The 25526-nt window shown below is 72.9% G+C and carries 16 protein-coding genes and 1 pseudogene; 6 read left to right on the plus strand and 11 right to left on the minus strand.

Annotation, left to right across the window (positions count from 1 at the left end; all coding sequences use genetic code 11):
* Positions 1–22: 22 nt before the first annotated feature.
* The gene (locus tag IF00_RS45540; RefSeq protein ID WP_158710434.1) at positions 23–508 is read left to right on the plus strand and encodes a hypothetical protein; all 486 of its coding nucleotides are present in this window, start codon (positions 23–25) and stop codon (positions 506–508) included.
* A 61-nt stretch (positions 509–569) separates the two neighbouring features.
* Here the strand turns inward: IF00_RS45540 and IF00_RS0106125 are convergent, their stop codons facing one another.
* From IF00_RS0106125 to IF00_RS0106135, 3 genes are all read right to left on the minus strand, one after another.
* On the minus strand, positions 570–13376 hold the full coding sequence (locus tag IF00_RS0106125; RefSeq protein WP_051819884.1) for a hybrid non-ribosomal peptide synthetase/type I polyketide synthase: 12807 nt from the start codon (positions 13374–13376) through the stop codon (positions 570–572).
* A 260-nt stretch (positions 13377–13636) separates the two neighbouring features.
* Positions 13637–13876: a hypothetical protein gene (locus tag IF00_RS0106130; RefSeq protein WP_158710435.1), complete on the minus strand. Its 240-nt coding sequence runs from the start codon at positions 13874–13876 to the stop codon at positions 13637–13639.
* A gap of 93 nt (positions 13877–13969) precedes the next feature.
* The gene (locus IF00_RS0106135) at positions 13970–14446 is read right to left on the minus strand and encodes a MarR family winged helix-turn-helix transcriptional regulator (RefSeq protein WP_030315050.1); all 477 of its coding nucleotides are present in this window, start codon (positions 14444–14446) and stop codon (positions 13970–13972) included.
* Between the two features lie 79 nt (positions 14447–14525).
* On the opposite strand from IF00_RS0106135, the gene IF00_RS0106140 reads away from it, so the two are divergent.
* Positions 14526–15086, plus strand: coding sequence for a hypothetical protein (locus IF00_RS0106140; RefSeq protein WP_030315052.1), 561 nt, complete (start codon positions 14526–14528; stop codon positions 15084–15086).
* Between the two features lie 297 nt (positions 15087–15383).
* Entirely contained in the window at positions 15384–15812 is a 429-nt protein-coding gene (locus tag IF00_RS0106145; protein ID WP_030315054.1) for an SSI family serine proteinase inhibitor, read from the plus strand.
* A 31-nt stretch (positions 15813–15843) separates the two neighbouring features.
* On the opposite strand, the gene IF00_RS0106150 is transcribed toward IF00_RS0106145, so the two are convergent.
* From IF00_RS0106150 to IF00_RS0106160, 3 genes are all read right to left on the minus strand, one after another.
* Entirely contained in the window at positions 15844–16647 is an 804-nt protein-coding gene (locus tag IF00_RS0106150) for a GNAT family N-acetyltransferase (protein ID WP_245234439.1), read from the minus strand.
* Between the two features lie 12 nt (positions 16648–16659).
* Complete coding sequence (locus IF00_RS0106155; RefSeq protein ID WP_030315058.1) at positions 16660–16875, minus strand: hypothetical protein; 216 nt, start codon at positions 16873–16875, stop codon at positions 16660–16662.
* Between the two features lie 172 nt (positions 16876–17047).
* On the minus strand, positions 17048–17353 hold the full coding sequence (locus IF00_RS0106160) for a hypothetical protein (protein ID WP_030315060.1): 306 nt from the start codon (positions 17351–17353) through the stop codon (positions 17048–17050).
* A 19-nt stretch (positions 17354–17372) separates the two neighbouring features.
* On the opposite strand from IF00_RS0106160, the gene IF00_RS0106165 reads away from it, so the two are divergent.
* On the plus strand, positions 17373–18194 hold the full coding sequence (locus IF00_RS0106165) for a hypothetical protein (protein WP_030315062.1): 822 nt from the start codon (positions 17373–17375) through the stop codon (positions 18192–18194).
* On the opposite strand, the gene IF00_RS0106170 is transcribed toward IF00_RS0106165, so the two are convergent.
* The 3 genes from IF00_RS0106170 to IF00_RS0106180 form a co-directional block, all read right to left on the minus strand.
* Entirely contained in the window at positions 18115–19278 is a 1164-nt protein-coding gene (locus IF00_RS0106170; RefSeq protein WP_030315064.1) for an oxygenase MpaB family protein, read from the minus strand. The two genes, IF00_RS0106165 and IF00_RS0106170, sit on opposite strands and share 80 nt — an antisense overlap.
* A gap of 69 nt (positions 19279–19347) precedes the next feature.
* On the minus strand, positions 19348–20400 hold the full coding sequence (locus IF00_RS0106175) for a polyprenyl synthetase family protein (protein ID WP_030315067.1): 1053 nt from the start codon (positions 20398–20400) through the stop codon (positions 19348–19350).
* On the minus strand, positions 20393–20671 hold the full coding sequence (locus IF00_RS0106180) for a hypothetical protein (RefSeq protein ID WP_030315070.1): 279 nt from the start codon (positions 20669–20671) through the stop codon (positions 20393–20395). The genes IF00_RS0106175 and IF00_RS0106180 overlap by 8 nt, the downstream gene beginning before the upstream one ends.
* Before the next feature lie 255 nt (positions 20672–20926).
* Here IF00_RS0106180 and IF00_RS0106185 point away from each other — a divergent pair, with 255 nt between their 5' ends.
* The gene (locus IF00_RS0106185) at positions 20927–21964 is read left to right on the plus strand and encodes a hypothetical protein (protein WP_030315072.1); all 1038 of its coding nucleotides are present in this window, start codon (positions 20927–20929) and stop codon (positions 21962–21964) included.
* A 30-nt stretch (positions 21965–21994) separates the two neighbouring features.
* On the opposite strand, the gene IF00_RS0106190 is transcribed toward IF00_RS0106185, so the two are convergent.
* A complete protein-coding gene (locus IF00_RS0106190) occupies positions 21995–24055 on the minus strand; it encodes a PE-PGRS family protein (protein WP_245234440.1) in 2061 nt (686 codons plus the stop codon).
* Positions 24056–24320: 265 nt separating this feature from the next.
* Positions 24321–24677, minus strand: a complete 357-nt coding sequence (locus tag IF00_RS46380) for a hypothetical protein (RefSeq protein WP_209439735.1) — start codon at positions 24675–24677, stop codon at positions 24321–24323.
* Here IF00_RS46380 and IF00_RS40990 point away from each other — a divergent pair.
* Positions 24594–25404 (plus strand): annotated as a pseudogene (locus tag IF00_RS40990) (metallophosphoesterase family protein); the annotation flags it as partial. The gene IF00_RS46380 and the pseudogene IF00_RS40990 sit on opposite strands and share 84 nt — an antisense overlap.
* Positions 25405–25526 lie beyond the last annotated feature (122 nt).

Below are 25526 nucleotides of genomic sequence, written 5' to 3' on the forward strand. Positions count from 1 at the left end.
ACCACGACGCAGGGGGGCGAGGGTGGGACGAAAAGCCCGACGGGCCGCGGGGACACAGTCCTTCACGGATCTGCTCCGGCACCCGGGTCGCCTCATCGAGCAGCTCGCAGGAGACGCGCGGCAGCGCGCCGAGGCGGACGTCGCCGCCGTGGACACCGGTGAGGCTCGTGAGGTCTCCGCGTTCGTCCGCGACGGCAACCGCTTCCGCCAGGGGGCGCTGATTCTGGATCCCGCGGCAGCGCGGTCAGTGGTGTGGCGGCCGTTCCGAGTGTTCGGCGGATCCGGCGAGGACGTCGCTCTGGTCGCCCCGTTCCATGTTCACGGGGCGGGCCCGGTCGCCGGTCCGGGAAGTGCGGTGGTCGACAGGGGAGCGTTCCGTCTGCTGTCCCTGCAGGCCGCTGATCGCTACTGGGAACTTGCCGTCCCCGCTGCGGACGTTGCTCTGGTCCGTGCCGCGCTGCTCCGATTCGGCACCGGCGGAGAAGCGCTGTCCGAGCGGCATCCGTAGAGGTGCGGATCCGGCCGTCTGCCCCGCGATCCGGGCGACGACGGGAATGTGACGACAGGCCCTAGCCCTCTCCGGACGGTCGGCGCGGGAAGCCGTCGAGGTCGTCCTCCTCGGCTGCGACCATGTGTCCCAGGAGGTGCAGCGGGCCCGCTGTGATGCCCGCCGCCTCCATCCCCCGCCAGTAGGCAAGCGCGAGCTGCGCGTCCACCAGACCGTGCACCAGGGGGAGTTCCGGGTCGGCGGCGTGCAGCAGCGATTCCAGGCGGCAGGAGGCGATCGTGCCGGGGAGCCACGTGAGCGCGGCGTATCCCGCGGCTGCGGCGGGCGGCAGTCCCGGAGCCGTACGGCGTGCTACGGATCCACCGGCGCCGGCGGGTCCACCCGATCCGCCCGATCCACCCGCGCCGACCGAGAGCAGGCCGCCGCCGACGATGAGGACGTCCCGTCGCTCCCGCATCCGGGCCAGCGCCTTCGTCGTGTCGAAGCAGTGGGGGAAGGAGTCGTCGACGACGATCGTGCCCGGTCGGATGCGTGAGACGTCGAGGATCGCCCCGCCCCCGCTCACAGCCGTGACGAGGAGATCGGCCTCGTGGACCTCGGCCGGGAGGCCGGACGGGCCGGATTCGTGGATCTCCACGGTCCGGGCCAGACCGCGGGCGATCAGACCGTCGGCGAGGGTGCGCAGCCGTGCCGTACTGCCGGCGACGTCGCACAGGAGCAGCCGGGCCGGCGGCTCGGGTGCCAGGGTCAGGAGCAGTTCGAGCGACGCACTGCCGATGGAACCCAGGCCGACCGCGGCGACGGCGAGATCCCCGAGATCCCCGAGATCACGTCGACCGGCGAGGCCTCGCCCCGTCCGGATCAGCGCGGCATGGACCGTCTTGACCACGGACACCGCGGTCGCCGCGTGCCCGGTCGTCAGCGCCGTCGGTCCCCCCGTCTCCCGCAGAACACCGAAGCCGTACGCCGTCAGGGACGGGATCATCCCCGCGAGCGAGACGGAGCGGGCGCCCGAAGACGCCGCGAGCTCGACGGCCCGGGCCGTCCGGACGGCGAGGTCGGGCGTCGAAGCGAGCTCGTCCGCGAACAGCGGCAGGCACACGAACCCCGAGCGCCCCAGAGGCGTGTCGATCTCCTCCACGAGCCGGGGGCGCCCGCCCGGGAAGAGCAGCTCCCGGAGCTGCTCACGCGACGCTGCCGCCTCGGCCGTCGGCGCGCCGAGCCTGCCCGGGCCGCTGCGCCCGCCGAACGCCGCGAGCGCGGCAAGCTGACCCGGCGGCGGAAGGTACCCGACGAGCGCGGAGTCCAGGACACCGGGAGCCGGGGGCGCGACCGAGCGACGCGGTAGGCCGTCCGCCCGCCCGAGCACGCCGCCTTCGGTCATCCCCTGCCGCAACGCATCGGTGAACGAGACGAACGCCGCCCCGTCGGGGAACGCCGTGGTGGCCGCGCGCAGCGTGACCCGTAGCCCTCCCTCGCCGACCGGCCGTACCGCCAGGAACGTGTCCGTACCCACCGGCGGAGGCGCGAGCTCGGCGTCGGCGTCGTCCCATCGCACCCTCAGGGTGTCGCCGCTCATCGGCCCGAGGGCGGAGAAGTCCAGGAAGGTGAAGAAGAACTGGGCCGTCGGCGGTAGCCCGCCGCCGCGCCGAGGAGGCCGGACCCCCTCGGTACGGGCCGCCTCGACCTCCTCCACGACCGCCCGGAGATCGTCGCCGAACGTGCGGCCGGCCGCCCTCTCAGCGGACGGGAGGCCCGGCCGCAGGGGCACGGCGGCGGCGTAGGGACCGAAGACCAGGTGGGCGTCCGGATGCGTGTCGTCGCGGCCGGACACGGCAAGACCGAGGATCAGGTCGTCCTGCCCGGTCGTGGCCGCAAGCGTCCGGTAGTACGCGGTCAGGACCGGGGCGAAGAGCGTCGTACCCGCCTCGGTGGCGATCCGGCGGAGCACCGCGACCTCGTGCGCGGCCAGTGTGAATCCGGTGGTGCGGTACGGAGCCGCCTCGGGGTTCATGGCGGACGTCCGTTCCCCCGCACTGCCTCCGAGGACCGGGCGCCGATACGGCTCGTCCAGTCGGGCGGCCCGTGGGGCGTCGGCGGAGGCGGCCGTGAGCTCCTGAAGAACGACGTGCTCGCGGAACGTGCCCCGCAGCGGCGGAAGTTCGGCGGACTCGCCCCGTACGGCACGGTCGTAGGCGGCAAGCAACTCCCGGCCGAGCAGCGCGACGCTGTAGCCGTCGCCGATCAGGTGGTGGGCATGGACGACGAGTGCGTGCTCGTCGGGCCCGAGCGTGAGCACGCGCAGGCGGAGCAGCGGCCAGGCCCAGGACTCGAAGCGGCGTTCGCGTTCCTCGGCGATCCGCGACGCGAGGAGGCCCGGCTCGGCGAGGGTCTCGAAGTCGACCGGGAGCCGGAGACTGGGCGGGAGTTCCTGCTGGATGGGCGGACGCATGCCGGCGGGGAACACGGTCCGCAGCATCGGATGGCGTACGACGCAGGCATCCACGGCCTGCTGGAACGCGTCGGGCCGCAGGGGCCCCTCGACCCGCAGACAGGCGAGCCACGCGGTGGGCGAGCCGGGCGCCATCGCCTCCGCGAGCAGGAACCCGCGCTGGGAGGGGGAGAGGGGGAACGGCGACGCGGTGCCGTATCGGCCACCGTGTTCACGCCCGGTCCCGTACTCGCCGGTGCACGAGGCCGTCCGGTCGCTCTCGGCTCGCCCGTCCGTCGGGCCGCGGTCGATGGCGGCCGCGAGCGCGGCCAGTGTGCGGTGGGTGTACACCACAGTGGGCCGGGGCAGGGCCGGGATCGTCTCCCGCAGTCGGGCGAAGACCTGGAGGACGAGCAGGGAGTCGCCGCCGAGGGCGAAGAAGTCGTCCTCGCGCCGGATCGTGTCCGCGTCCGCGTCGAGGAGTTCGGACCAGACACGGGACAGCAGGACCTCGGTCGAGGTCGCGGGGAGCGATCCTGATGATCCCCCCTCGGGATTCCGTGGTTCCGCCAGCGGGGGCTTGAGACCGGCGCGGTCGATCTTGCCGGTTCCCGTCATGGGGAGCTCGTCGACGAGGTGGATCCGGGTCGGGAGCATGTACTCGGGAAGCGTCCGCGCCAGGTGGGCGCGCAGGGTCGTGGAGTCCGGTGCCGTGACGCCCGGCAGACACTGCACGAAGGCGCTCAGCCGTTCCTCACGATGGACCACCGCGGCGCGGGCGACCGCCGGATGTGCCAGGAGCGCCGACTCGATCTCGCCGAGCTCCACCCGGTGACCCCGGATCTTCACCTGGTCGTCGAGGCGTCCGAGGAACTCGAGGACGCCGTCCCTGCCGCGCCGGACGCGGTCGCCACTGCGGTACCAGCGACGCCCGTCGCGTTCGGTGAACGCGGCGGCGGTCAGTTCCGGGGCGTGCAGATAGCCGGGGGTGAGTCCCACGCCCGTGATGAGCAGCTCGCCGGGCTCGCCAGGTGCGCAGCGCCGTCGGCCGTCGGCTGTGACGACCTCGACCTCCGTGCCGGTGAGGGGGGTTCCGATGGGGAGCGTCCGCACGTCGTCGGCGGGGCGGGCCTCGATGATGTGGAAGGTGGCGTTGACGGTGGCTTCGGTGGGCCCGTAGAGGTTGGCGATCCGGTGCCCGGTCCCGAACAGGTCGTACCAGCGCCGTACATGAGCGGGCGGGAGCGCCTCGCCGCCGACGTGGATCCAGCGCAGGGCGGAGAGGTCGGGGGCCGGCCCGCCCTCCCGTACCCGCGTCTCCGCGGCTTCGAGCAGCCGGGACCACAGGCTCGGAACCGAACTCCACACCGATATCCGGGCGTGCTCGACCCGGTCGAGCAGCGCCTCGGGGTCCCGGAGGAGCTGCCGCGGCAGGGTGACGACCGTGGCCCCGACGAGGAGGGGCGCGAGGAGCTGGCGTACGGACGCGTCGAAGCACAGCGACGCCGTCTGGGCGAGCCGGTCACCCTCGCCGTAACCGAAGGTGGCGAGCGCCCAGTCGAGGTAGTGGGTCATCGAACGGCGGGTGATGGGCACTGCCTTGGGGCGCCCGGTGGAGCCGGAGGTGAAGATGACGTAGGCGAGGGAGTCGGGATCCGGGGCGAGGGACGCGTTCTCCGCCGAGGGGGCGTGCGGCTCGGGGGAGGGACCGTCGGTCGTGACCAGCGTGATGTTCGCTGACGAGGCCAGCTCCGTCGCCGCGTGCCGTGTCGCCGCATGGCAGACGAGCGCGCCGGCGCGGGACCGCTCCAGCTGATCGGCAAGGCGTGCGGGGGGATGGGCGGCGTCCAGCGGTACCCAGCCCGCACCGGCGCGCAGGATGCCGACCACGCCGGTGACGGCGTCGGCGCCAGGCTCGGCCAGAAGGCCCACGAGGTCACCCGGGACCACGCCGCGGGCCCGCAGGCGGGCGGCGAGTGCGCCCGACGCCCGGTCCAGTTCGGCGTAGGTGAGGGTGGCCCCGTCCGTGTCGACGGCGACCGCGTCCGGCGTCGCCCGGAACCGGGCGCGCAGGCGGGCGACGATGTCGCCGGCCGGACGGGGGGCGGGGACGGTCGTCGGCGGACCGGGCGGCGCGGCGGCCGGGGGTGCGTCGCCGGCCGCTGTCTCGCCGGGCTCGGCCGTCGTGGCGGGGAGCTCGACCGCCGTCCTGCCGGGCGCGGTCGTCCCGTCGAGCCCGGCCGTCCCGGTGAGTTCGGCCAGGTGCTCGGCGGCGAGGCGCGCGATCGTGGACCGGTCGAAGAGCCTCGCCGGGAAGTTCCACGAGAAGGCCAGCTCCCCGTCCGACTCCCAGCACAGCAGGCTGAGCCGGGTGGCGGCGGAGGCCGTTCCGGCCGAGGTCGGACGGACCTCCACCGGGCAGTCGGGGTCGAGGGACACCGGGAACCGGGCGAAGCTGAAGGACGCGGGCGCGGCGGTACGAGGTCCCGCCCCGTCCGCCGGCAGGAGCCGGGCGAGGTCCAGGCTCGTGAGCAGGCTGTGCCGTTCACTCTCGGGCCACGCCTCGCGGAGCCGTATCGCGAGCGCGTGCACCGCGTCGTCCGCTCCGACGCGCAGGGGGACCGGGAGGGTGTCGGCCAGCGGTCCCACCAGCCGGTCGATGCCGGGCAGCCGCGTCTCGCGACGGGCCCTGGCGACGTTCACGGACACGTCCTCGCGCCCACCGCTCCACCGTGACAGGCAGCGCGCGTACGCCGCGAGGAGCAGGTGGAAGAGGGATACGCCGTGGGCCGCGGCCGTCGCCCGGAGTGCGGCGGACAGGCCGGGGCCGGGGGTCACCTGGTGGGCGAGGAGCGGGGGTTCGGGGAGGCCCAGTGGATCACCGTCGTACGGGAGCGTGAGCGGCTCGTTCTGCCGGCCGAGTACGTCACGCCAGTACGCCCGCTCCTCGGCGAGGGCGGAGTCCGCACGCTCGGACTGCTCGTGGGCGACGAAGGCGGCGAAGTCGGTTGCGAGCGGCGGGAGTTCCGGGACGCGATCGATGGACAGGGAGGTGTAGAGGGCCCAGAGTTCCTCGCCGAGGATGTTCAGGCTGAAGCCGTCGGCTGCGGCGTGATGCACGACGAGCACGAGACGGACGAACTCCGCGGAACCGTCCCCACCGGCGGCACGGGCGAGCACGGCGCGGATCGGAGCCTCGACGGTGAGGTCGAACGGCCGGTTGCACAGAGCCTCTTCGAGCTCCCTGAACTCCTCCTCGGAGGCACGGACTCCGGGCAGCTCACGAACCTCGTACCAGGGGGGAATCCTCGCGTCGCCGGGCGACGCCGACGCCACGGCGAACTGAGTGGGTGCCGACTCCCCGGGGAGGATCCGGACGCGAAGCATCGCGTGACGGTCGGCGAGCAGGCCGAGTGCCCTGCCGAGGAGATCGGGGTCGAGGGGGCCGCGGACGTCCTGCGTCACGTACCCGTATGCGGGGACGTCCGGGTACAGCCCGCCCTGGGTGTGGAAGGCGAGCTGGACCGGCGTCAGCGAGAAGGGGGCGCCGTCGTCGGTCGGCGGCGCCGCCGCGGACTCCTGGAAGGCGGGGGAGAGCGTCCCCTCGGACTTGCCGGGTTCGCGGGCGGGGCCGAGATCCCGGGCGGGGCCGTGTTCCAGGGTGGGTTCGCCGCCGAGCTCCCGGGCGAGTTCGCCCAGCGTCCGGTGCTCGAAGAACAGAGTGATGGGCAGGGAGCGGTCCAGCTCCCGCTCCAGCCGCTTGACGAGATCGACGGCCATGAGCGAGTCGAGCCCGAGGCCGAGGAGCGGTACGTCGGCGCCGAGGGCGTCGGGGGAGACGTGGAGCGCGTCGGACAGCAGCTGCCGCAGGACGTCCGGCACACCGCCTGGCCCCGAGTGCGGGACCTGCTCCGAGCGCGTGGGAGTCATCGGGGGAGCAGTGGAGGGGCGCGGGGGTACGCCGAAGCCGGCCGCGGTACGAGGTGCGGTGACCCTCCGGTCGAGGTCGGCGACCATGAGCTGGGCCGCGCCGATGCCGCAGGCCGTGCGCAGGGCCTCCACCGCCTCACCGCTCGCCAACGGCAGGGGCCCGCGCGCGGCACCGGCCGCGGCACGGGAGGCCGCCGTGGGACGAGCATCGGCACCGCGGGCGAACGCGCTCGTACCGGCGACGAGTCCCGTGTCCGCGAACGCGGCGAAGTTGACCGCGAGCCACGGCCGACCGGCCGCGCGTTCGGCGGCGGCGAAGGCGTCGAGGTAGGCGTTGGCGGCGGCGTAGTCGCCGATCGCGCCTGCCAGGCCCGGCAGCACCGAGGCGACGGAGGAGAACGCCACGCAGAGGGAGGGGCGCAGGTCGTGCCGGGCGAGTCCACGGGCGAGCAGCTCGGTGCCCCGCGTCTTGGCGGCCAGGACTTCGGCCGTCTCGTCGGGCGTCTTGGCTCGCAGCGTGCCGGGACGCACGACGCCGGCGGCGTGGATCAGCACGTCGATGCGCGGCAGACCGGCGAGCAGCGCGTCGACGTCCCCCTCGCGGGAGACGTCGGCGGCGCGGTAGTCCACGGTGGCGCCGAGCGCCCGGAGTTCGGTGAGCAGCCCGGCGGGCGGCTCGGCCGAGCGGCCGGTCAGCAGCAGGGTCGGCCGGCCCCGCCCCGCGAGATCGCGGGCCAGCGCGGCGCCGACACCGCCGGCTCCACCGGTGATCAGATACGTGCCGTGGGGCGGCAACGCCGCAGCATCGACGCCGGGTCCCGCGCCGGATCCTGCGCCGGGCCTCGTGGCGACGCGCTCGGTCGTCCGGCCGAGGCGTCGCCCCGCCCGCCAGGCGACGGCGGGCGCCGGGCGAAGGACCGCATCGTCGTCCGGCACGGCGGACCGAGCGGCGAGCTCGTGGTCGAGCGCGTCGAGCTGTGCTCCCACCTCGTCGAGGGACGACAGGTCGACGCTGTGGGCGACGACACCGGGAAACTCCTCCGGCAGCGCCAGGGTGAGCCCGGTCAAAACCGCCTGCGCGGGACGGGGGCGCTCGGGTCCGGCACCGGTGACATGGACGTCCTCGGTGACGACGAGCACGCGCGGGCGGTGGAGGGCGAGCTCCGGCAGGAGGTTCTGGAGCCCGGTGACCATGGCGCGGTGGGCGGCGTCGAGCGCGTCGGCGGAGTCCGGCTCCGCGGCGGGACCGGCGAGCAGCACGACGACCTCGGGGGGCGCCTCACCCTCGGCCACCGGCCCACAGCCGCCCGGCGCGCCGCCGGTCGTCCGTCCCACGAGCGCGTCGCCGGCCGCGCGTCCGAGCGGCGCGTCTCCGGCCGCCCGTTCGACCGTGACACCCCGCGCTCTGAGCCGCTCCGCGAACGCACGGGCCAGCGGCGAATCCGGCCCCGCCAGAAGGACGGAACGCGGCCTGGATCCGACGGTCGACGGGGCGTCGTCCCACCCGAACCGGTGCAGCAGAGGTGCAGGCGGAGACAGAGGCAGACGCGGCCGGGGCAGTGGAGCGGCCGCCGGCCAATATCGGCGCCGCTGGAAGGGATACGTGGGTACGTCGGAGATCCGGGCCCGTCCGGCGTCCAGCCCGGCACGGTCCAGCGGCGCACCCCGCTCCCAGAGCCGACCCACGGTCTCAAGGAGTCCCCGCGCACCGCCCCGGTGCCCGGCCGCAAAGGTGACCGTCCCGCCTCCGCGCGGGTGTGCGGCCGCGACGGCACGCACGGAGCCGCCGAGCGCCCCGGCGCCGAGCTCGACGAACGTGTCGTACCCGTCATCGATCAACCGCTCCACCGCGGCACCGAAACGCACCGGCTGCCGGGCATGGCCACGCAGATAGGCCGGGTCCAGGACGGGCTGCCAACCGGCGGTGACCGTACTGATCAGCGGTGTCGACATCACCGACGGCCGGAACACGAGAGCCCGCGCGGCGTCGGTGAGCGCGTCCAGGGCCGGATCCATCAGGGACGAGTGGAAGGCACGGGACACACCGAGCCGACGTGCGGTGATGCCCCGAGCGGACAGTGTGACGACCGCGCGCTCGACGGCGGCCTCGGTCCCGGCGAGGACGACCTGGTCGGGACCGTTGACTGCGGCGACACTCAGCGCGCCCCGCGCCCCGGCCACCACCTCGGCGACCGAACCCTCACCGCAGCGCACGGCCGCCATGGCCCCCGGGGCGCACAAATCGGCCATCAGGCGGCCGCGTTCGGCGGCGAACCGCACGGCGTCGGCCGGCGAGAGCGTCCCCGCGACGCACGCGGCGGCGATCTCGCCGACGCTGTGCCCGGCGACGGCGTCCGGGGCGATGCCCCAGGCCCGCACCTGACGGGCGAGCGCGACCCCGTAGGCGACGAGGAGCGGCTGGGCGATGTCGGTACGGGAGAGCGCGTCGGCCGCCACGTCGTCATCGAGGCACCAGGCTGCGAGACTGCGGCCGTCGATCATCCCGGCGTGGCCGGAGGCCTCGTCGAGCGCCTCGCGGAAGACCGGTGCGCCGGCGTACAGGGAGCGGGCCTCACCGTGTGGCCGTACACCCTGCCCGGGAAGGAGCAGGACGAGGCGAGCACGGGACCGCACCGGCGCACTGGTCGGCGTCACCCCGTCGCGTACGGCTTCCAGCCGGGCGGCGAGATCGCCGTCGGTGACGAGGGAGAGACGATCGGGCCCCTCGTCGCGGGCGGCGGCGACGGTGGCACAGACATCCCCCTCGTCGAGAAGGGGGTGGTCACGAAGATGGGCGGCGAGTCCGGCGGCAGCGGCACGCAGCCCGTCCTCCCCGTGAGCCGACAGGGTGAGCAGCCGGGGCGCGCGCGACGGCACCCGCTCCGGCCGACGCCGGGCGGGCGCCTCCTCCAGTACGGCATGGGCGTTGGTGCCGCCGAAGCCGAAGGCGTTGATCCCCGCGACGAGCGGTCCGGGCGCCTCCCAGTCGCGTACGGCATCGACCAGGGCGAACCCGGAACCGGCCAGGTCGAGCGAGGACGAGGGAGAGGGCGAACGGGAGGCCGAGGCCGCGCGCACGGGATCCGATGCGGTCGACGGAGCGGTCCGGAGTGGTGACGGCGGCAGGCGCCGCGCACCGAGCGCGAGGACCACCTTCACCAGGCTCGGCATTCCGGCGGCGTTGAGCAGATGGCCGATGTTCGTCTTGACCGAGCCGAGCAGCCGGAGCCGTCCGTCGGGAAGGGGCGGAAAGGCGTGGGCGAGCGAGCGCACCTCGACGGGGTCGCCGATCGGCGTGCCGGTGCCGTGGGCCTCCACGTAGGACACACTCTCCGGGGCGATGCCCGCGTCTCGGTAGGCCCGAGTGATGACCTCACGCTGGGTCAGGGGATTGGGCGCCATCAGACTGAGCGAACGGCCGTCGTTGTTCACGGCGGTGCCGCGCAGCACGGCGAGGACGGGATCCCCGGCGCGCTCCGCCTCGTCGAGACGGGTCAGAACCAGCGCCGCGCCGCCCTCCCCGGGGACGAACCCGTCGGCCGCCGCGCCGAACGCGTGGCACCGTCCGGTCGGGGACAGTGCCCCCGCCTTCTCCAGGAGCGCGTACCCGTCCGGCGTGAGATCGAGGTGCACACCGGCGACCACGGCGGTGTCGCACTCCCCTGACTGAAGGCTGCGGCGCGCCAGGTGGAGGGCGACGAGGGCCGAGGAGCAGGCGGTGTCGACCGCGAGCGCGGGCCCGGTCAGGTCGAGGCAGTGCGCCACACGCGCGGCGAGCATGTTGGGAAGGTTCCCCGTGAGGGCGGCAGCGGGCAACTCGCTCTCACCGTAGGCATGTTCGAGAACGTGCCTGTACCCGCTGTCACCGGCGGCGACGAAGACCCCCACCCGGCGCCCGCGCCGCAGCGGCCCGGCGAGGCCGGCCCGTTCCAGGGCCTCGTGGGCGAGCTCCAGCAGAATCCGCGCCTGAGGGTCGGTCGCCCGCGCCTCCTCCGCTCCGATCCCGAAGAAGTCCGCGTCGAAACCGTCGGGTTCGTCGAGGAACGCACCCCACCGCGCGTGTCGGTGGGCCGGATCGGCCCACCGCCCGTCCGGTACGGGGGTGACGGCGTCGTAGCCGTCGAGGAGCCGGTCCCAGAAGGCCTCGGGAGTATCGGCCCCGGGAAATCGACAGGCGAGCGCGGAGACGGCGACCAACGGCTCGTCGGCCCGCGCGGACTCGTACGAGGTGGCCGGCGCGGACTCGTGCGGAGTGGCCGGCGCGGACTCGTGCGGAGTGGCCGGCGCCGATCCGTGCGGGATGGTCTGCGCCGATCCGTGTGGAATGGGGTGCGCCGATCCGTGCCGTTGGGAATCACCCCCTCCGGGCCCTTCAGAGCCGCCGCCGGCGAGAATCAGCCCGGCGAGGGCAGCCACAGTGGTGTGGTCACGAGCGTCGGACGGACGCAACGCCACGGCGAACTCGTCCTCGAGCCCGGCCAGAACCTCCATGGCCTTGAGCGATGAGCCCCCTAGCGCCCGGAAGTCGTCGTCCAGACCGATGGCGCTGCCCGGCAGCCCGAGCGCCCGCGCCCATATTCCGCGCACGACGGCCTCGACGTCAGGCCGGGATCGGGGCGCGGACGCCGACGGAAGGGCTCCGGATGGACCGTCGGCGGCACCGGAGGCGTCCTTCGCGCCGTCACGGCGAGGGGCGACTTCTTCCACCGCGCGGTCGACAGGCGCGTCCGGAAGGACGCCTGATCCGGTGCGAACGGAGACGGCCACTCCGGCGGAGCCCACCGCGCGGCCGCGCTGGTCGCCCCGAGCCGGCTGCTCCGGCAGAGAGCCGGCCCCCTTCCCCACCACCCCCACGGCCGCCCGCCCCGCGATCTCCGGATAGTCTCCGCCCTCGAAGCGATCGCGCAGCACTCCGCGACGGACCTTCCCGCTCGTCGTACGCGGGAAGCCGCGTACAGGCAGCGCCAACACCCGTACGTCGTCGTGCCCCAGGGCCTCGCGTACCCGTCCGCGGACCGTGTGCAGGAGCTCGGGGGCCACGGCGGACAGGGGAGGCGCGGGCGCGAGGAAGACGACGACCCGCTCGCCGCCGCCCGCAGGATCGGTCGATCCCACGACCGCGACCGGGCACAGACCGAGCCCAGGTGTGTTCGCCGCGACCTCCTCCAGGTCCGACGCGTGCAGTGTGCGCCCGTCGACGAAGACGACGTCCTTGGACCGGCCGGTCACACAGAGGCGCCCCTCGCGCAGGAATCCCAGGTCACCCGTGCGCAGCCACGGACCACGAAACGCCTCCGCCGTCGCCTCCGGGGCGCCGTGGTAGCCGCGGGCCACCTGGGGGCCGCTGACCTCGATGTGACCGACCCGGCGTTCGTCGACGGGATGGCCCGTGTCGTCGGTGATCCGTACGGCGCACCCGTGCACGGGGCCGCCCACGTCCATCAGTTCCACCGCGTGCGGTCCGGGCGCGCTGTCCACGGCGTGGCCACGCCCGAGTGCGGCCCTGTCCAGGGCCAGCGGCCGGGCGACTTCCCCCGGCGGAGGGAAGGTGACAGCGAGGGTGGACTCCGCGAGGCCGTACACCGGTGTGGGCGCGCAGGCCGGGAGGCCCGTCGGCCGCAGCCGCCCGACGAAGGCCCGCCACACGGCCGGCGAGATCGGCTCGGCGCCGACCAGGATCATCCGTACACACGCCAGGTCCAGACGCGCGAGAGCGTCCGACGGGGCACGTCGCTCGACGAGCGCCAGGGCGAAGTTGGCGGCCGAGAGCAGCGTCGCCCGGTGCCGTGAGGCCGCCTCCAGCCACCGAAGGGGCCGCTTGGCGAACGTCATCGGTTCGAGCCGCACTTGCTTGATCCGTGCCGACAGCGGCACGAGGTGGGTGCCGATCAGTCCCATGTCGTGGAAGTACGGCATCCAGGTGACGAGCACGTCAGCGGAGCCGATTCCGGCCGCCGCACGGATCTGCGCCAGATTGGCGAGAACGGCCGCGTGGGTCAGCTCGACCCCCTTCGGCGCCCCCGTGCTGCCGGAGGAGAACTGCAGGAACGCCACGTCGTCGGGCGCCCGCTTCGGCAGCGTCGGAGCGGCGGGGTGCTCGCGGAGACCGTCGAGCGTCAGGGAAGGTACGAAGCCGGGCAGGGCGTCGAGCAGCGACTCGGTGGATCCGCCGACGACGACCGGCGGCCGGCCGAGGAGCTCCCATACGGGCAGCACGCGCCGTACGTCCGGGGCGAGCGGCACCGGTACGAGCCCGGCGGCGACGGCGCCCCAGAAGAGCGGCAGGAATTCCTCGCTCCGCTCGGCGGGCAGCACCACATGGCTTCCCGGCGCCAGCCCCACGTCGAGGAATCCTCCGGCAACGCGGAGGGCATCGGCGAACAGCGAGCGATGGCTGACGGTCGTCTCCGCACCGTCCCCGTCGACATGGACGATGGACTGACCGGGCGCGGCCTCGGCCGCACCGGCCAACACGTCCAGCAGCACTGTCCCGCCGTATCCCCGCATCAACGCCCCCGTGCATCTGCCCGAAGGTCGACCCTCCCCCGCAGTCCGTGCGAGAGGACCGCCCCCGGTCTGCTCTGTTCTGATCTACGACTGCCCTGCCCTGCCCTGCCCTGCCCTGGCCGGGCCTGGACCGGACTCGCCTGGACCGGACTGATCTGGACTGGTCTGTTTCAGTCTCCGGTCATCATGACTGATCACAGATCCCGCGCAGCGCCGGCCGGGTACCTGCCGCGGTCACCCTCGGTCCCGGCCCAGAAGGACTACCGACCCGTCGCCCGAGGCCGGTAGTTCGGATTCGCCTGGTAGTCGCCGGAGAGCGTCCCGCACGCGTCGACCTGCCAGGCCCCGATGATGGCCTCAGGGGGCACGGCCCCGTTCGGGTCGCCGACCATGTCGCGGTCGATCTCGTACACCCAACCACCGGGGTGGGCCTTGGCCTCGTCGACCAACTGGTGCGGAGGTTCCCGCCGCTCAGCGCGTCTCCTGCGGAACATTCCCATGTCGTGCGCCTCCCCTGTCCCCGAGGATTGTTACGTGAGGATTGTGACGTACGGCCGTACCGCCCTCCCGTCCGGTGTTCCGGAGGAAGCGGACTAGGCGGTCTCATTCGGTTCGCGGCTGCGGTTCTCCTCGGCCAGGGCGAGCGCGGACTCGCGCATGACGGCGACCGTCCCGGCGAGCCAGCGGCCGACGGCGGCCAGTTCGGACTCGTCGAGGCCTTCCACGACTTCGGCCATCCCGGCCGTCATGGGGGCCATGGCCGCACCCAGGGCGCGACGGTGCGCGGCTGTGGCGGTCAGGGTGAACCGGCGGCGGTCACCGGGATCTCTGGCGCGTTCGACGTATCCGAGAGCGGCCAGCCGGTCGATGATCTTGGTGATGGCGGCGTTGCTGAGACCGGTTTCGCCGACGAGTCGGCCGGGAGTGGTGCCGGGGGCGCGGGCGATGATTCCGAGCACCTTGTGCTCGGTGGCGTTGACGTGGAGGCGAGCCGCGAGCTGCTCGTGGTAGAGCACCACCCACAGGCTGAGCTCGTGGCCCAGCGCGGAGCCGTCCCGTTCGGTACTCATACGGGCCAGCGTACAAGTCTTTCACTTTGGTGAAGAAAACTACTTCACCAAAGTGAAAGGATGTGGTGGGATCGGCGGCATGACCGCAAACCAGGCACCGACCCGTTCGCGTCCGCATCGCCTCGGTCCGCCCTCGGCCGCGCTGTTCGGCCGGGTGTACCTCGCCGCCGTGATCACCCACCTGCCGATCCTGGCCGTGCTCCTCGCGCCCCAGGGCCGCAGCCGGATCAGCTCGGAAAGCACGGCGGGACTGCTGAACGCGCTCCTGGTCGGGCTCGTGATCGCGGCCGTGGTCCTGGTGCCCGCGGTCTGCGCCCGGGTCGCCCCGGCGGGTCCGCGGTGGCAGCCCGGGAACGCGCTCGCCGGAGTCCGTGCCCTGATCCGCGGCGACCGGCGGGCCTGGCTGCGGCGCCTCGGGGAGTTGGCCGCCCTCTACACCGCCGCCCAGCTCCTGGGAGGGCTCGTCGCCCAGATCCGTCCCTACATCTGGGAGAATCCCCGGTACGGCACCGAACCGGGGGCGGCGCTGTGGGAGTTCCACTACGCCAACTTCGCCCTCCAAGGCGTCACCATCTACGTGGCGGTGTGCGCGTCGACCACGTGGTACGCCTGCCGGTTGCGACAGCTGCTGGAGGATTGATCCGGAGGAAGCGGCGACCCGGGTCGCCTGCTGCGGATCAACCGAGCCGGACACGCGCAGGCGAGTCCGAGCGCCCCTGAAGCCGGCCGATCGGGTTCGGTGAACGGGAGGGGGGCCATCGGGGTTGATCAGGGCCCGAGGGGCGGCGCGGCAGCCCGCGAGGCGTGACCTCTTCGGGCGTGCCGGGGTTGGGGCGGAGGAGGTGCTTCCGCACAGCACCCCGCCCACCGACACCTCTGGTCGGCGCTGCTCCCGGCCATCCCGGGCCGCGTCGATCCCCACGACCCGGAGTAGTTCATGCCGCGTTTCCCGCGCCTTGCGCTCGCCCTGGCCCTGGCCGCCCTCTCCACCTGTTCCACCGCCTCGGTCGCCGCCGCAGCCGCATCGGCCCCTCCGGACCACCTCACCCTGACGGTGACCGACAGCGGCGACCCGGCCGCCGACGGCACGTTCGTGCTCACCTGCCACCCGGCGGGCGGCACTCATCCCGCGCCGCAGGCGGCCTGTGACCGGCTCGACGAGCTGACCACGTGGGGAACCGACCCCTTCGCGCCGGTGCCGCCGGACTCCATGTGCACGATGCAGTACGGGGGACCGGCCACGGCCCACGTCACGGGCACCTGGGCAGGCCGGCCGGTGGACGCGAGCTTCCGGCGGACCGACGGCTGCGAGATCGCACGCTGGGACGACTTCGCGCCTGTGCTGCCCACGACGACCGGCGCCTGACCTCGCTCCCATCGAGCCCGCCCGCGCCGACTCACCGACCCACCGGATGGGTCGACACGGGGGCGAGCGCCTCCGCCTCCCATCGGACGCTCAGCTGACCGCCCAGCTCCCGGAACCCGAGCGACCGGGCGACCCTTCGAGAGGCCGGCGGACGGGCCCGCCACTGGGGGAGCAACCCCGCCGCCAGGGCGTGCGCCACCGCGGCGGAGCTGGCGTGACGGGCGAGCCGGCGGCCTCGCCACTGCGGATGGGTCAGCACGCAGATGTGCGCGGTCGCGGCGGGCCAGGCACGGTATCCTGCCGCGGCCACCACGTCCGTCCCTTCTCGTACGACGAACGCGGGAGAGGTGATCTCCTCCATACCGCTCTCCGCAACGTCCTCCGGTCCGGCCGCTCGCAGCAGCCCCTGAAAGTCGGGATGGCCGGAGGCCAGGGGCTCGACCACGCCGTCCCGGTGAGCGGGCCGGAAGTCGGCGCTCGACAGGTACGCCAAGCTCGCCGGACCGAGCACGTCGGACACGGGCAGTACGGCCCGAACCGCTTCCGGCCGGGTGAGCGAGTCGACCGGCACCGAAGCGAGCGCGCGGCGCAGTACCAGAGCGGCGCTCTCCGTGGGCGCGGTGGCGATCGCCGCATCCCCCAGGACCACGATTCCGGCCCAGGAGGGCGGGCACAGTGCGGAGTTCGGTGAGACGACCACGGCGGGACCGGTGTGACCGGCAGGACCATCGGTCGACGCAAAAGACACCGGCGCTTCGGCCAGCTCCTCCCACAGTCCACGTGCGCGGACCAGCAACAGATCGTCAGCCGTGTCATCGGACATGTCAGCAGCCATGCCGTGATCCTTTCACCGGCAGGGGGAGGGGCGGGCCGGCTCAGGAGAATCGGGCCGCGCCGGGGGCCAGGGGAGCAGTGAGTTCTCGGCGAAGGCGCCGACCGCGCTGTCGGGCAGCGAGTGCAGGATGAACTCGGACGTCGACGGCAGCTCGCTGCCGCCGGTCCTCGCCGGGTGAGGCGCGGGTGAGGCGACGGCGGTCGGACGGGCGATGAGCTGTAGGGCCACCGGTCCGGCGACACGCTCCCGTTGCCGGACCCGCTCTCCGAGGAGGAGCGGGAGACAGACGCCGCAACTCGGCAGTGACCCGCCGGTGCTCGCGCGAAAGGGACTCCAGTCGGAGAACCGGCGTCAGCGCTCTCGATCTTCCTCGGGGGCACGGAACTGACGGTGAGTCCGGTCACCTCTGCCAGGAGAGCGCCTCCACCGATGCGATGTCGCCCGCCGCCAGCACAGCGAACAGCCGGAGAGTCTCCTCGCGGGCGACGTCGCGCATCTCGCCCGGCGCCACCGAGTCCTCGTCCGGGTTCTCCCAGACCAGCAGACCGCCGTCGAAGGCGCTGAGGCACCACCCGCTCTCATGGGTGAGCGACACCTCGGGGTGCTCGTCATCGGCCTGCGCCAGACCGTCGAGCACTCGCCTCATCGTCTCCGGATCAGGCTCGTCGACCGTCCCGCCCATGACGTCGTACATGAAGTAGCTCATCAGCCCATTACCTCATGCGGTGTTCCACGGGACGCCGCGGCTGCTTCCCACCCCGGCCATGGGGCCACTTCCGGTTCCGGTTGCGGCGGACCCGCAGGACTGGCGCGACTCCGACCGGTACGAGTCGGAGGCCCGAGCGCAGGAGCGCCGGGACGCGGAGTTCCTCGCTGAGGTGCTCGTCCAGATCGGCCTCGGACTGGCGGAGAAGGCCGCGCCGCACGTCGGGAAGGGGTGGAACGAACACGCGCTTCCCGCGGTGAAGGCCAAGTGGAACGACCAGGCGCTCCCGTACGTGATGGCGAAGTGGAGCAACGTGCCACGAAGCCGCACGAGTGACCGCCGGACTGAGGTCACCGAGGAACCGCGGGAGGTCGTCACCGCTGCGGGCGATCAGCGGACGACCATGACCGGCGCGGAGGCGCGGAAGCGGTTCGCTGCGGCGGTGATGGCCAGGGTGTACGGCGAGGGGCAGCTACGGCTGCTGCGCAACGCACGGGTCGTGGACGAGGGGGAGGACGGTCCGGTGGAGCCGGAGGCGACGGACGATCTCACGCCTCAGCGCATCGGGGAGTACGTCGCGTTGATGCTGGAGGCAGCCCCTTCGCTGCTGGGCGAGGACACCCTGGCCGCACTCGGACGGCTCGTCGCGAGGGTTCGAGCCGACGGCGGCCACGTTCCCGGCCCGAGAGCGGAAGGTGTGCTGCCGATCGACGGAACGGCTGACGAGCAGGCGAGGGGAGTGACCGCGGTGGGCCCCCGCCTCACGGAGCGAGTGTGGCCGCCGGTGGGGTCCAGCGACGAGTGCGGGACGGTGCGTCGGGGACGCCGTACTCCTTCCTGAGATGTTCGGGGACGGCGTAATGCATGACGCGCCCCCGGGTGAGCGAGGACAGCTCGAAGATCGTCGTGAGGTGCCCGAGCCGGTCGAGGGCCCAGGCGCCGAGCGGTGAGCGGTCCTCGATGGTCTCCAGTACGCTCAGGAGGTGGGGAACGGCCTTGACCACCGTGTCCCAGGGCGTGGTGGGGACCTCGAGCCAGTCGGCGCTCGTGTCGCCGATGAGGTACCGGACGAGGGCCGCCACGACCGGGTCGAGCATTGTCCCGGGCACGATGTCCTCGTAGAGCTCGATGAGCTGCCGGGTCAGGTGCGCGCCCTCCGGGGACGGCCCCATGTACCGGATCATGTACTGGTCGAGGAACCGGCGTGCCTCGTCGAGGGACTCGGGTACGGCCTCCTGGTCCACGCCGAGCATCGCGCCGACCACACGCCAGGCGTAGAAGTACGCCTCCGCTCCCTCCTGCGACATGTGGATGCCGAGGCGGTGCAGGCTGTCGAGGACGAGCATCGAGAAGAACATCTGCCCGCCGATCATGTCCTCCTGGCAGATCGGCACCCCCAGCGACCCGGAGTCCCAGCGGTCCTCTTGCGTGAGGTGGTGGCGGATGGAGGCGTGGAGCAGACGGACCTTCTGCGCGGCGGGGATGAAACGGCTGCCTGCCTCGAAGGCGTCGGGCTGCATCAGATAGACGGTGAACTGGCCGGTCGCCGCCATGCGCGTCGAGGGGTAGTTCAGACCGTGGGTCGTCGACAGCAGCTTCGCCACGTGGGGGACGAGATAGCAGGCGGGCATGGAGGCGAAGGACAGGGCGGTGGCGATGTGCACGTTGTTGTCGATGAAGAACAGCCGGGACCGTTCCATCTCGTCCCAGTCCACCCAGGCCGGCGGGGTGCTCGTGGCCTCCAGGTACTCCCTGGCGACATCGGGCAACCCGTCCGGAACGGGCGCGCCGGCCGTGGAGAAGAACCGCATCAAGGTGTTGAAGGTGCCCATCTCGCCGCGCTCGAAGAGAGCGGCGACGGTGGCGTCGGCGAGCTCGTCGCCGCTCTGTCGGAGGGCGTTCATCGATGTCTCGGTGTGGAGCATGGGGATCCCTTCGTATCTGTGTGGGAGAGGAGAGGAGAGTCGGTGGCAGGTCCAGCTCCCTGACCAGGGTCAGGACAGGCGGACCGCGGCCGAATGCGCCAAGCCGGTCAGGGCATGCGCCGCAGGCGCGGGTACGTCCAGTTCATGGAGCGCGCCGAGCGCCTCCTCGACCCTGGAGGCGATCATGCTCTCGACCCGGTCGGGCGCCTTGAGCCGCCGCATCACCTCGCGTACGGCCTCCACATCGTCGGCGTCGAGATCGGGCCGCCCCAGCAGGGCGCGCAGCTGCTCACGCTCGTCGGCGCCTGCGATGCGCCATGTCTCGGCGAGGAGCGCGGTGGGCCGATGGCCGTGTACGTCATCGGCGTTGGCCTTGCCGGTGTGCCGCGTCTCGCCGAACAGGCCGAGCAGATCGTCCCTGAGCTGGAAGGCCTCGCCCAGCGGCAGCCCGTACGAGCTGAATCCCGCGCGCAGCCGGTCGTCGGCCCCGGCCAGTACGCCGCCGATCAACAGGGGCTGTTCCACGGTGTACTTGGCGGTCTTGTAGCGGATCACCTTCAGCGACGCCGTCGTGTCCGGGGTGACCCCGGTGTGGAGGATCTCGAGACACTCGCCGGCGACGAGATCGCGGGCCAGCGTCGCCCACAGCGGCCGGGCCCGGCCGAGGTAGGCGGCGGGCAGGCCGCTGGTGGCGAACAGCTGCCCGGCGAGCGACATGAGCAGATCCCCGACGAGCATCGCGAGGGACCGGGCGGCGTCCGCGGCCCGCGGGTGATGCCGTACGGCGCCCCCGAGGGCCACGTGGGCGGTGGGCAGCCCGTGCCGCAGGGGACTGTCGTCGATGAGGTCGTCGTGTACGACGGCGGCCGCGTGCACCAGCTCCATGGAGGCCGCCGCCCGCACCAACGCGTCGCTGTCGGGCTGCCGAGCCGCCCGCCAGCCCCAGTAGCAGAACGCCGCCCGTAACCTCTTCCCGAACGCGACCGCCGCCTCAAGCTGCTCGGCCACCGGACCGAGCGTCGGGTCGACCGCCGCCAGCAGGTCGGCCTCGGCGGCGACGAAACGGTGCAGGACCTCGTCGACACGCGCCTTGAACGCGGCCGACCCCCACCCCTCAGCCACTCTCGCCCGCCCGCCTGGCGAGGGCGTGCCGGGCGAGAATCTCCAGATGTGCCGGGGGCGCGGCCGCGTAGCGATCCAGGACGAGGCGCCCACGTGCGGTCAGATCCCGCTCGGCCTCCGAGACCAGCTCCGCCGCGTCCGAGCGCCGGGCCAGCCCCCGTAGGACTCCGAGTGCGGACCCCAGCGTGCCCACGGCCACATCGGCAAGCCCGGCGACCAGGAGCACCGCCTGCTCACCGGGACCCTCGCGGCGCCTCGCTCCCTGCTTCATGACGACTTCCCCTCCACGGTGCACCGATACGGCGACGCGGGTCACGCGCCGCGGATGCCAGCGTCGCGGGGCGGTGGGCGCGAACGAGCCGAAACTCACGAACGAGTGATCACCCCGATGGAGCGTGCGGATCATGGACGAGGGGGTGGAGGCGGAGTCCGTTCCTGCGGGAGGCACCGAGGAACGGACAGCGGCCGAGAGTCGACCGGTCGAGAGGATCGGCCGGTTGTCAGTGGCCCTTCCTATGCTGACGCCATGGAGATCACCAAGCGGGCACTCACGGAGGCCTGGCAGCGGACGGCCGCCGGGCAATCCCTCCTGCACGGGGTCGGGCTGCCGCCCGTGGCCCTCTCGGACGACGAGCTGGAGACGTGCGCCGAGCGCCTGGAGGAGGCGGGGGAGGACGGTCTGTGCCTGCTGCTGGACGAGGGCGGGACCGTGCGCGGCCACCACGGCCCCTACCGGGAGGTCTTCGCCACCCGTGATCTTGAACAGGCGCTCTACCTGATCGCCGAGGCCGCGGTGTGTCGGCGCGTCGGCAGCCCCGAGGAGGCGGCCGACGCGCTGGGGCGGATCGATCCGGCGTGGGGCAGACGGTTCCGTAGCGGCGGCCTCGACGACACGGAGACGGTCGAAGCGTGCGGGGGCGACCCGCTGGAGGGGCTGGCCTGGATAGCCAGGACCTGGCGTGAACAGGCCCCGTACACGAACCTTGTCTTCTACCGGGCGGCGCCCGGGCGCACCGTCGACGCCGAGCGGCTGGCCCTGCTGTACGGGGCCGATCCCGAGCAGGTCGCGGCCGGCACGCGCCTGAAGGACCTGCAGGCCGTGGACGGCGGCCGGGCCCACTGGGACCGCCAAGGGGAGAGCTGCTGTTTCGGCCAGGCGGGCGGGTGGACGTTCCTGCTGTACCACGACACGCCGCCGGGGGCGTTCGCGGACAAGGAGGCGTACGCGGCGCTCGGGATCGAGGAGAGCGTGCGGCTGTCCGCCACCTCGGCCAAGGCCATCTACACCTTCGACTACGTGCGGGACGGCCGTCGCGTCGACGACGAGTGGGGCGTGCTGGAGCTGATCTGGTACGAACGCGGCCTCGCCCCCTATCTGCGGGGCGGCGAACTGGACTTCCTCAACCGTGCCGTACGCCGTGCCGAGCTGGACCACCCCGAAGTGACGAACACGTTCGAGCTGTACTTCCACGCCTTGGAGGAGTCCCTCGGCCTGCGCCTGCCGCGCCGGGACTTCACGGAGGGGGAGGTGCGCGTCGCGTACTGGGCCCGGAAACAGGGGTGACGCCGGAGACCTCACCGGACCACGCGATGATCACCACTCGGTACGCGCTCCGGCCGCGGCCTCGGCAACGGGCCCGACGGCGTCTCCCGCCCCGGCTCCGGCCTCGGCCTGCCACATCAGCTGGATCATCCGCGCGATGACCGGCTCGGGCAGTCCCGGGTTCTGTGCGGCCGCGTACGCGCTGTCCTTGTTGTGCAGCAACGGCACCAGGGTCCGCGCCGGCAGCCGCGGGTGCCGGGTGGCCGCGCCCCGTACCCGGTCGTACGGATCGTCGAGCAGCCGCACCGCCGACGCGGGCGTCAGCCGGGCGTCGATCGCGGCCCGCAGCCGGACCTCCTCGTTGCTGTCCCGGCTGAAGCGCTCGACCAGCTCGACGGTCGACTCCGGGTCGTCCAGGGCGAGTTGTCGCATGCGCGGGTTCGGGTCGTCGGCGTGACGGACCAGGTCGCGGCGGGGGAAATTCGGATGGCCGTGAGGACGGTCGGGTGCGCTGAGACTCCCGTTCCACCACTGCCACACCCGCAGCAGCATCTCGGCGGGCGCGTCGTCGCACGACTCGGCGAGGAAGAGCTGCACGACACGGTCCTCGTCGCGCGCGAGCGACTCGACGACGTCCGGGGGGAGGCGCCTGGCCCGCGCGACGCTTCTGCGTACGAGGGGGTGCGACGAGGCGCCCAGGCGCCGCATGGCATCGGGGTCCGCGTGCAGCGCCACGACCCAGTCGAGCGCCTGGGAGCGCGTACTCGGATCGAAGGCGACGGCGATGCCCGCCCGCTGCTCCTCGGTGAGATCGGAGCGCGTGGAGACCGAGAACCGGACGCTCTCGTCGGGGTCCCGGGCGAGAACGGCGACCAGGTCACCGTCCAGCCACAGGTTGCCCGCGAGGTCACGGCGCCGGCTGGGATCGCCGTGGTGGGCCAGATGTTCGGCGAGGTCGCGCTCGAGCCGGCAGGTCCTCACGGCGTCGGTCGTCTCGAGTCCCTCGGCGTCGTAGGAGGCCCGGGACAGGGGATGCTCCTGGTGGTACCGGAGGCGTGCTGCGACGCGGACCGCGCCGTCGGGGTCGTCGAGCAGCGCGAGCCGGAGAGAGCCGTCCAGCTGCGACCAGGCCGTCCCACGGCACGCCGACGCGCGCACGGAGGGGTCGACGTCGCGGGCCAGCACCGCGAGCAGGTGGGCGTGCAGTCCGGTCAGCCGCGCCGCCTCATGCCGCGTCCTGGCGGACGGATCCGCCGTGAGTCGCGCGTACCCGGTGCCGGTGAGCTCGACGCGCCGGTCTGCCGCGAGCAGCGTGAGGATCCACCGCCTCCGGGCATCCGGCTCACCCAGGATCAGGCGTGTCCACTGCTCAGCCGTGATGTTCGGCTGGACCTCGGCGAGCAACGCGCGCACCTGCCAGTCCGGGTGGACCATCGCGGCCTCGACGACCGACGCCGGGAGGGCACGCCACAGAAGGTGGTGGGTCAGGCCCAGGAGATCCGCACGAAGCCCTTCGGGGGTGGCTGGGTTGCGCGCCAGCCCGTGCGCCCACTCGTCACGCACGCGCACCGTGGATCTCGGCCCGCGGAACATCCACTCCCAGGCGGCCGCCCGTTGCTCGGCCGTCTCGTCGGCCGCGGCGCGCGCCTCCGCTTCCTGCCGCTCCTTGAGGCGGCCCAGCGCCACGAGCCAGACGTCGTACTCCTCGGTGGTCGCCCCGATCAGGGTGTCGCCGTCCGTGGAGAGCGTGACGAATTCGGGCCGGCCGGGCCGCTCACCGAGGACCCCGGCGAGGTCCCACCGCTCGGTGAGCCGCACCCGTGTCCAGCGCCGGGCTGCGCGGTCCGACCAGGTGCCGGCGACGTCGATGAGGAAGGTGCCGTCCGCGCCGATGATCCCCAGCTCGACCGCCAGCCGGTGCCACTGCGTGTTGAGCTCGGCGACCAGTTCCGGAGCGTCGAGCCGTACGGCCACGGTCGGCGTGGTGTTGGCCGAGATGACCGGTCGCCAAGCGGCCCAAGGCCTCATGACCTCCTCGACCCGATGTCCCTCCACGACGTCCAGCCCGGCCTGCCGCAGCCGCTCCACGAGCTTCTCTCGCCCACCTGTCATGGTCACTCATCCTGCCCGAGGCGCTTCGGTGCCCCCCAGGCGGCTCCCCACCGGCCGCTTCGTCGTGCCCGCGGGGAGCGCGACGAAGGGCGGACACCGACGCATGAAGGGATCGGTGTCCGCCTACGTCACGCCGGAGCGGCCGGGATCACGTCGTGCCGCATCGGATCACTCGTGCCGCATCGCGTCCTGCCGCGACACGGCGGAACACCACACGTCCTGGTCGTTGCGCCGCGGGACAGCCGCGCGCAGCGCGACGAGCACCCTACGACGCGTCCCGGACCGTCCCCACGAACTCGGGCCCCGGAACGGGCTCCCAGGCGGCGTCGTACGTGGTCAGCTGAGCCCGCATCGACTCCTCCGGCTCCCTCACGTCGTCCTTGACCGTGGGCACGCGCACCTCCGCGGTCGTCGCCCCGGCAGCGACGGAGACGGGCAGGCTCAGCCCGAACTCGAACTGGGACAGGGGCGTGGCCGTGGCCGGTACCTCCCGGAGCCGCTCCTTCAGCCACCCCTGGTCGACGTCCGCCGTGGTCAGCTCCGTGCCGCCGGCGACATCACACCACGCGGGTACGACGCCGAGTACGCGGCGGTCGGCTCCGAAGTCGCGCGCCACACCCACGCGGGCACGGTCGCCTGGGCCATCGGCAACCACGAGTTCTACGTCCCCAAGTGGCGCGACCCTTCGACCCTTGCGCAGGACACCTGGCCCAACGGCACCACCGAGGACTCGCTGTTCCGGAGCTTCTACCACTTCGCAGGCCGCAACACGGTCTACGCGGAGCATTCGTTCGGCGGCATTCCGGTGCTGAGCCTCGGCACCGAGAAGTACATGCACTACCACGACCCGAAGCTGTGGGACGAGGTCTGGCTGAGCGAGGCGCAGCTCACCTGGCTGGAGGATCGCCTCGTGTACTGGGCGCGCCGCCGGAAGCCCGTCATGGTCGTCACCCACCACCCGCTCCCCAACACGGTCTCAGGCAGCCACAACCGCCTCCATTCGCGCGACTACCTCCAGGCGGACCGTCTCCTCGGCGTCCTCGGCCGCCACAAGGACGTCTTCCTCTTCTGTGGACATACGCACTGGGACCTCGCACTGTCGGACTGGTACGTCCGCAGGGTCGTCCCCCGGCACGGCCAACCTGGACGGCTTCTCGGTGGTCGACACCGGTGCGGTCCAGACGGGATACACGGACGACGGCAAGGGCGGGGAGGTCACGGTCCCCGGCACGTTCAACCAGGGCCTCCATGTCGAGGTGTTCCGCGACCGCGTGGTGGTCAAGGCCCGCGACTTCGCGACCGGCACCTGGCTGAAGCAGATCACGGTTCCCCTCTCGACCCGCATGTGACGACCGGGTCGGGCGGTCGTGCCCGGAAGCGAGTGCGCCGCTGAGCGGCACCGACGGACCACGAGCACCTGACCGCTCGGCCGCCGCTCGGCACCTCGGACGCGAAAACGGGCGGCCCCCCA

Origin of the sequence: Streptomyces flavochromogenes (assembly GCF_000717595.1) — a bacterium.
In the GTDB taxonomy this organism is placed as follows: domain Bacteria; phylum Actinomycetota; class Actinomycetes; order Streptomycetales; family Streptomycetaceae; genus Streptomyces; species Streptomyces flavochromogenes.

Coding starts and splice junctions, on each gene's coding strand:
- IF00_RS0106125 (WP_051819884.1), bottom strand. CDS start 13,376: ATGCGGGGATACGGCGGGACAGTGCTGCTGGACGTGTTGGCCGGTGCG.
- IF00_RS0106130 (WP_158710435.1), bottom strand. CDS start 13,876: ATGGGAATGTTCCGCAGGAGACGCGCTGAGCGGCGGGAACCTCCGCAC.
- IF00_RS0106135 (WP_030315050.1), bottom strand. CDS start 14,446: ATGAGTACCGAACGGGACGGCTCCGCGCTGGGCCACGAGCTCAGCCTG.
- IF00_RS0106140 (WP_030315052.1), top strand. CDS start 14,526: ATGACCGCAAACCAGGCACCGACCCGTTCGCGTCCGCATCGCCTCGGT.
- IF00_RS0106145 (WP_030315054.1), top strand. CDS start 15,384: ATGCCGCGTTTCCCGCGCCTTGCGCTCGCCCTGGCCCTGGCCGCCCTC.
- IF00_RS0106150 (WP_245234439.1), bottom strand. CDS start 16,647: ATGGCTGCTGACATGTCCGATGACACGGCTGACGATCTGTTGCTGGTC.
- IF00_RS0106160 (WP_030315060.1), bottom strand. CDS start 17,353: ATGAGCTACTTCATGTACGACGTCATGGGCGGGACGGTCGACGAGCCT.
- IF00_RS0106170 (WP_030315064.1), bottom strand. CDS start 19,278: ATGCTCCACACCGAGACATCGATGAACGCCCTCCGACAGAGCGGCGAC.
- IF00_RS0106180 (WP_030315070.1), bottom strand. CDS start 20,671: ATGAAGCAGGGAGCGAGGCGCCGCGAGGGTCCCGGTGAGCAGGCGGTG.
- IF00_RS0106185 (WP_030315072.1), top strand. CDS start 20,927: ATGGAGATCACCAAGCGGGCACTCACGGAGGCCTGGCAGCGGACGGCC.
- IF00_RS0106190 (WP_245234440.1), bottom strand. CDS start 24,055: ATGACAGGTGGGCGAGAGAAGCTCGTGGAGCGGCTGCGGCAGGCCGGG.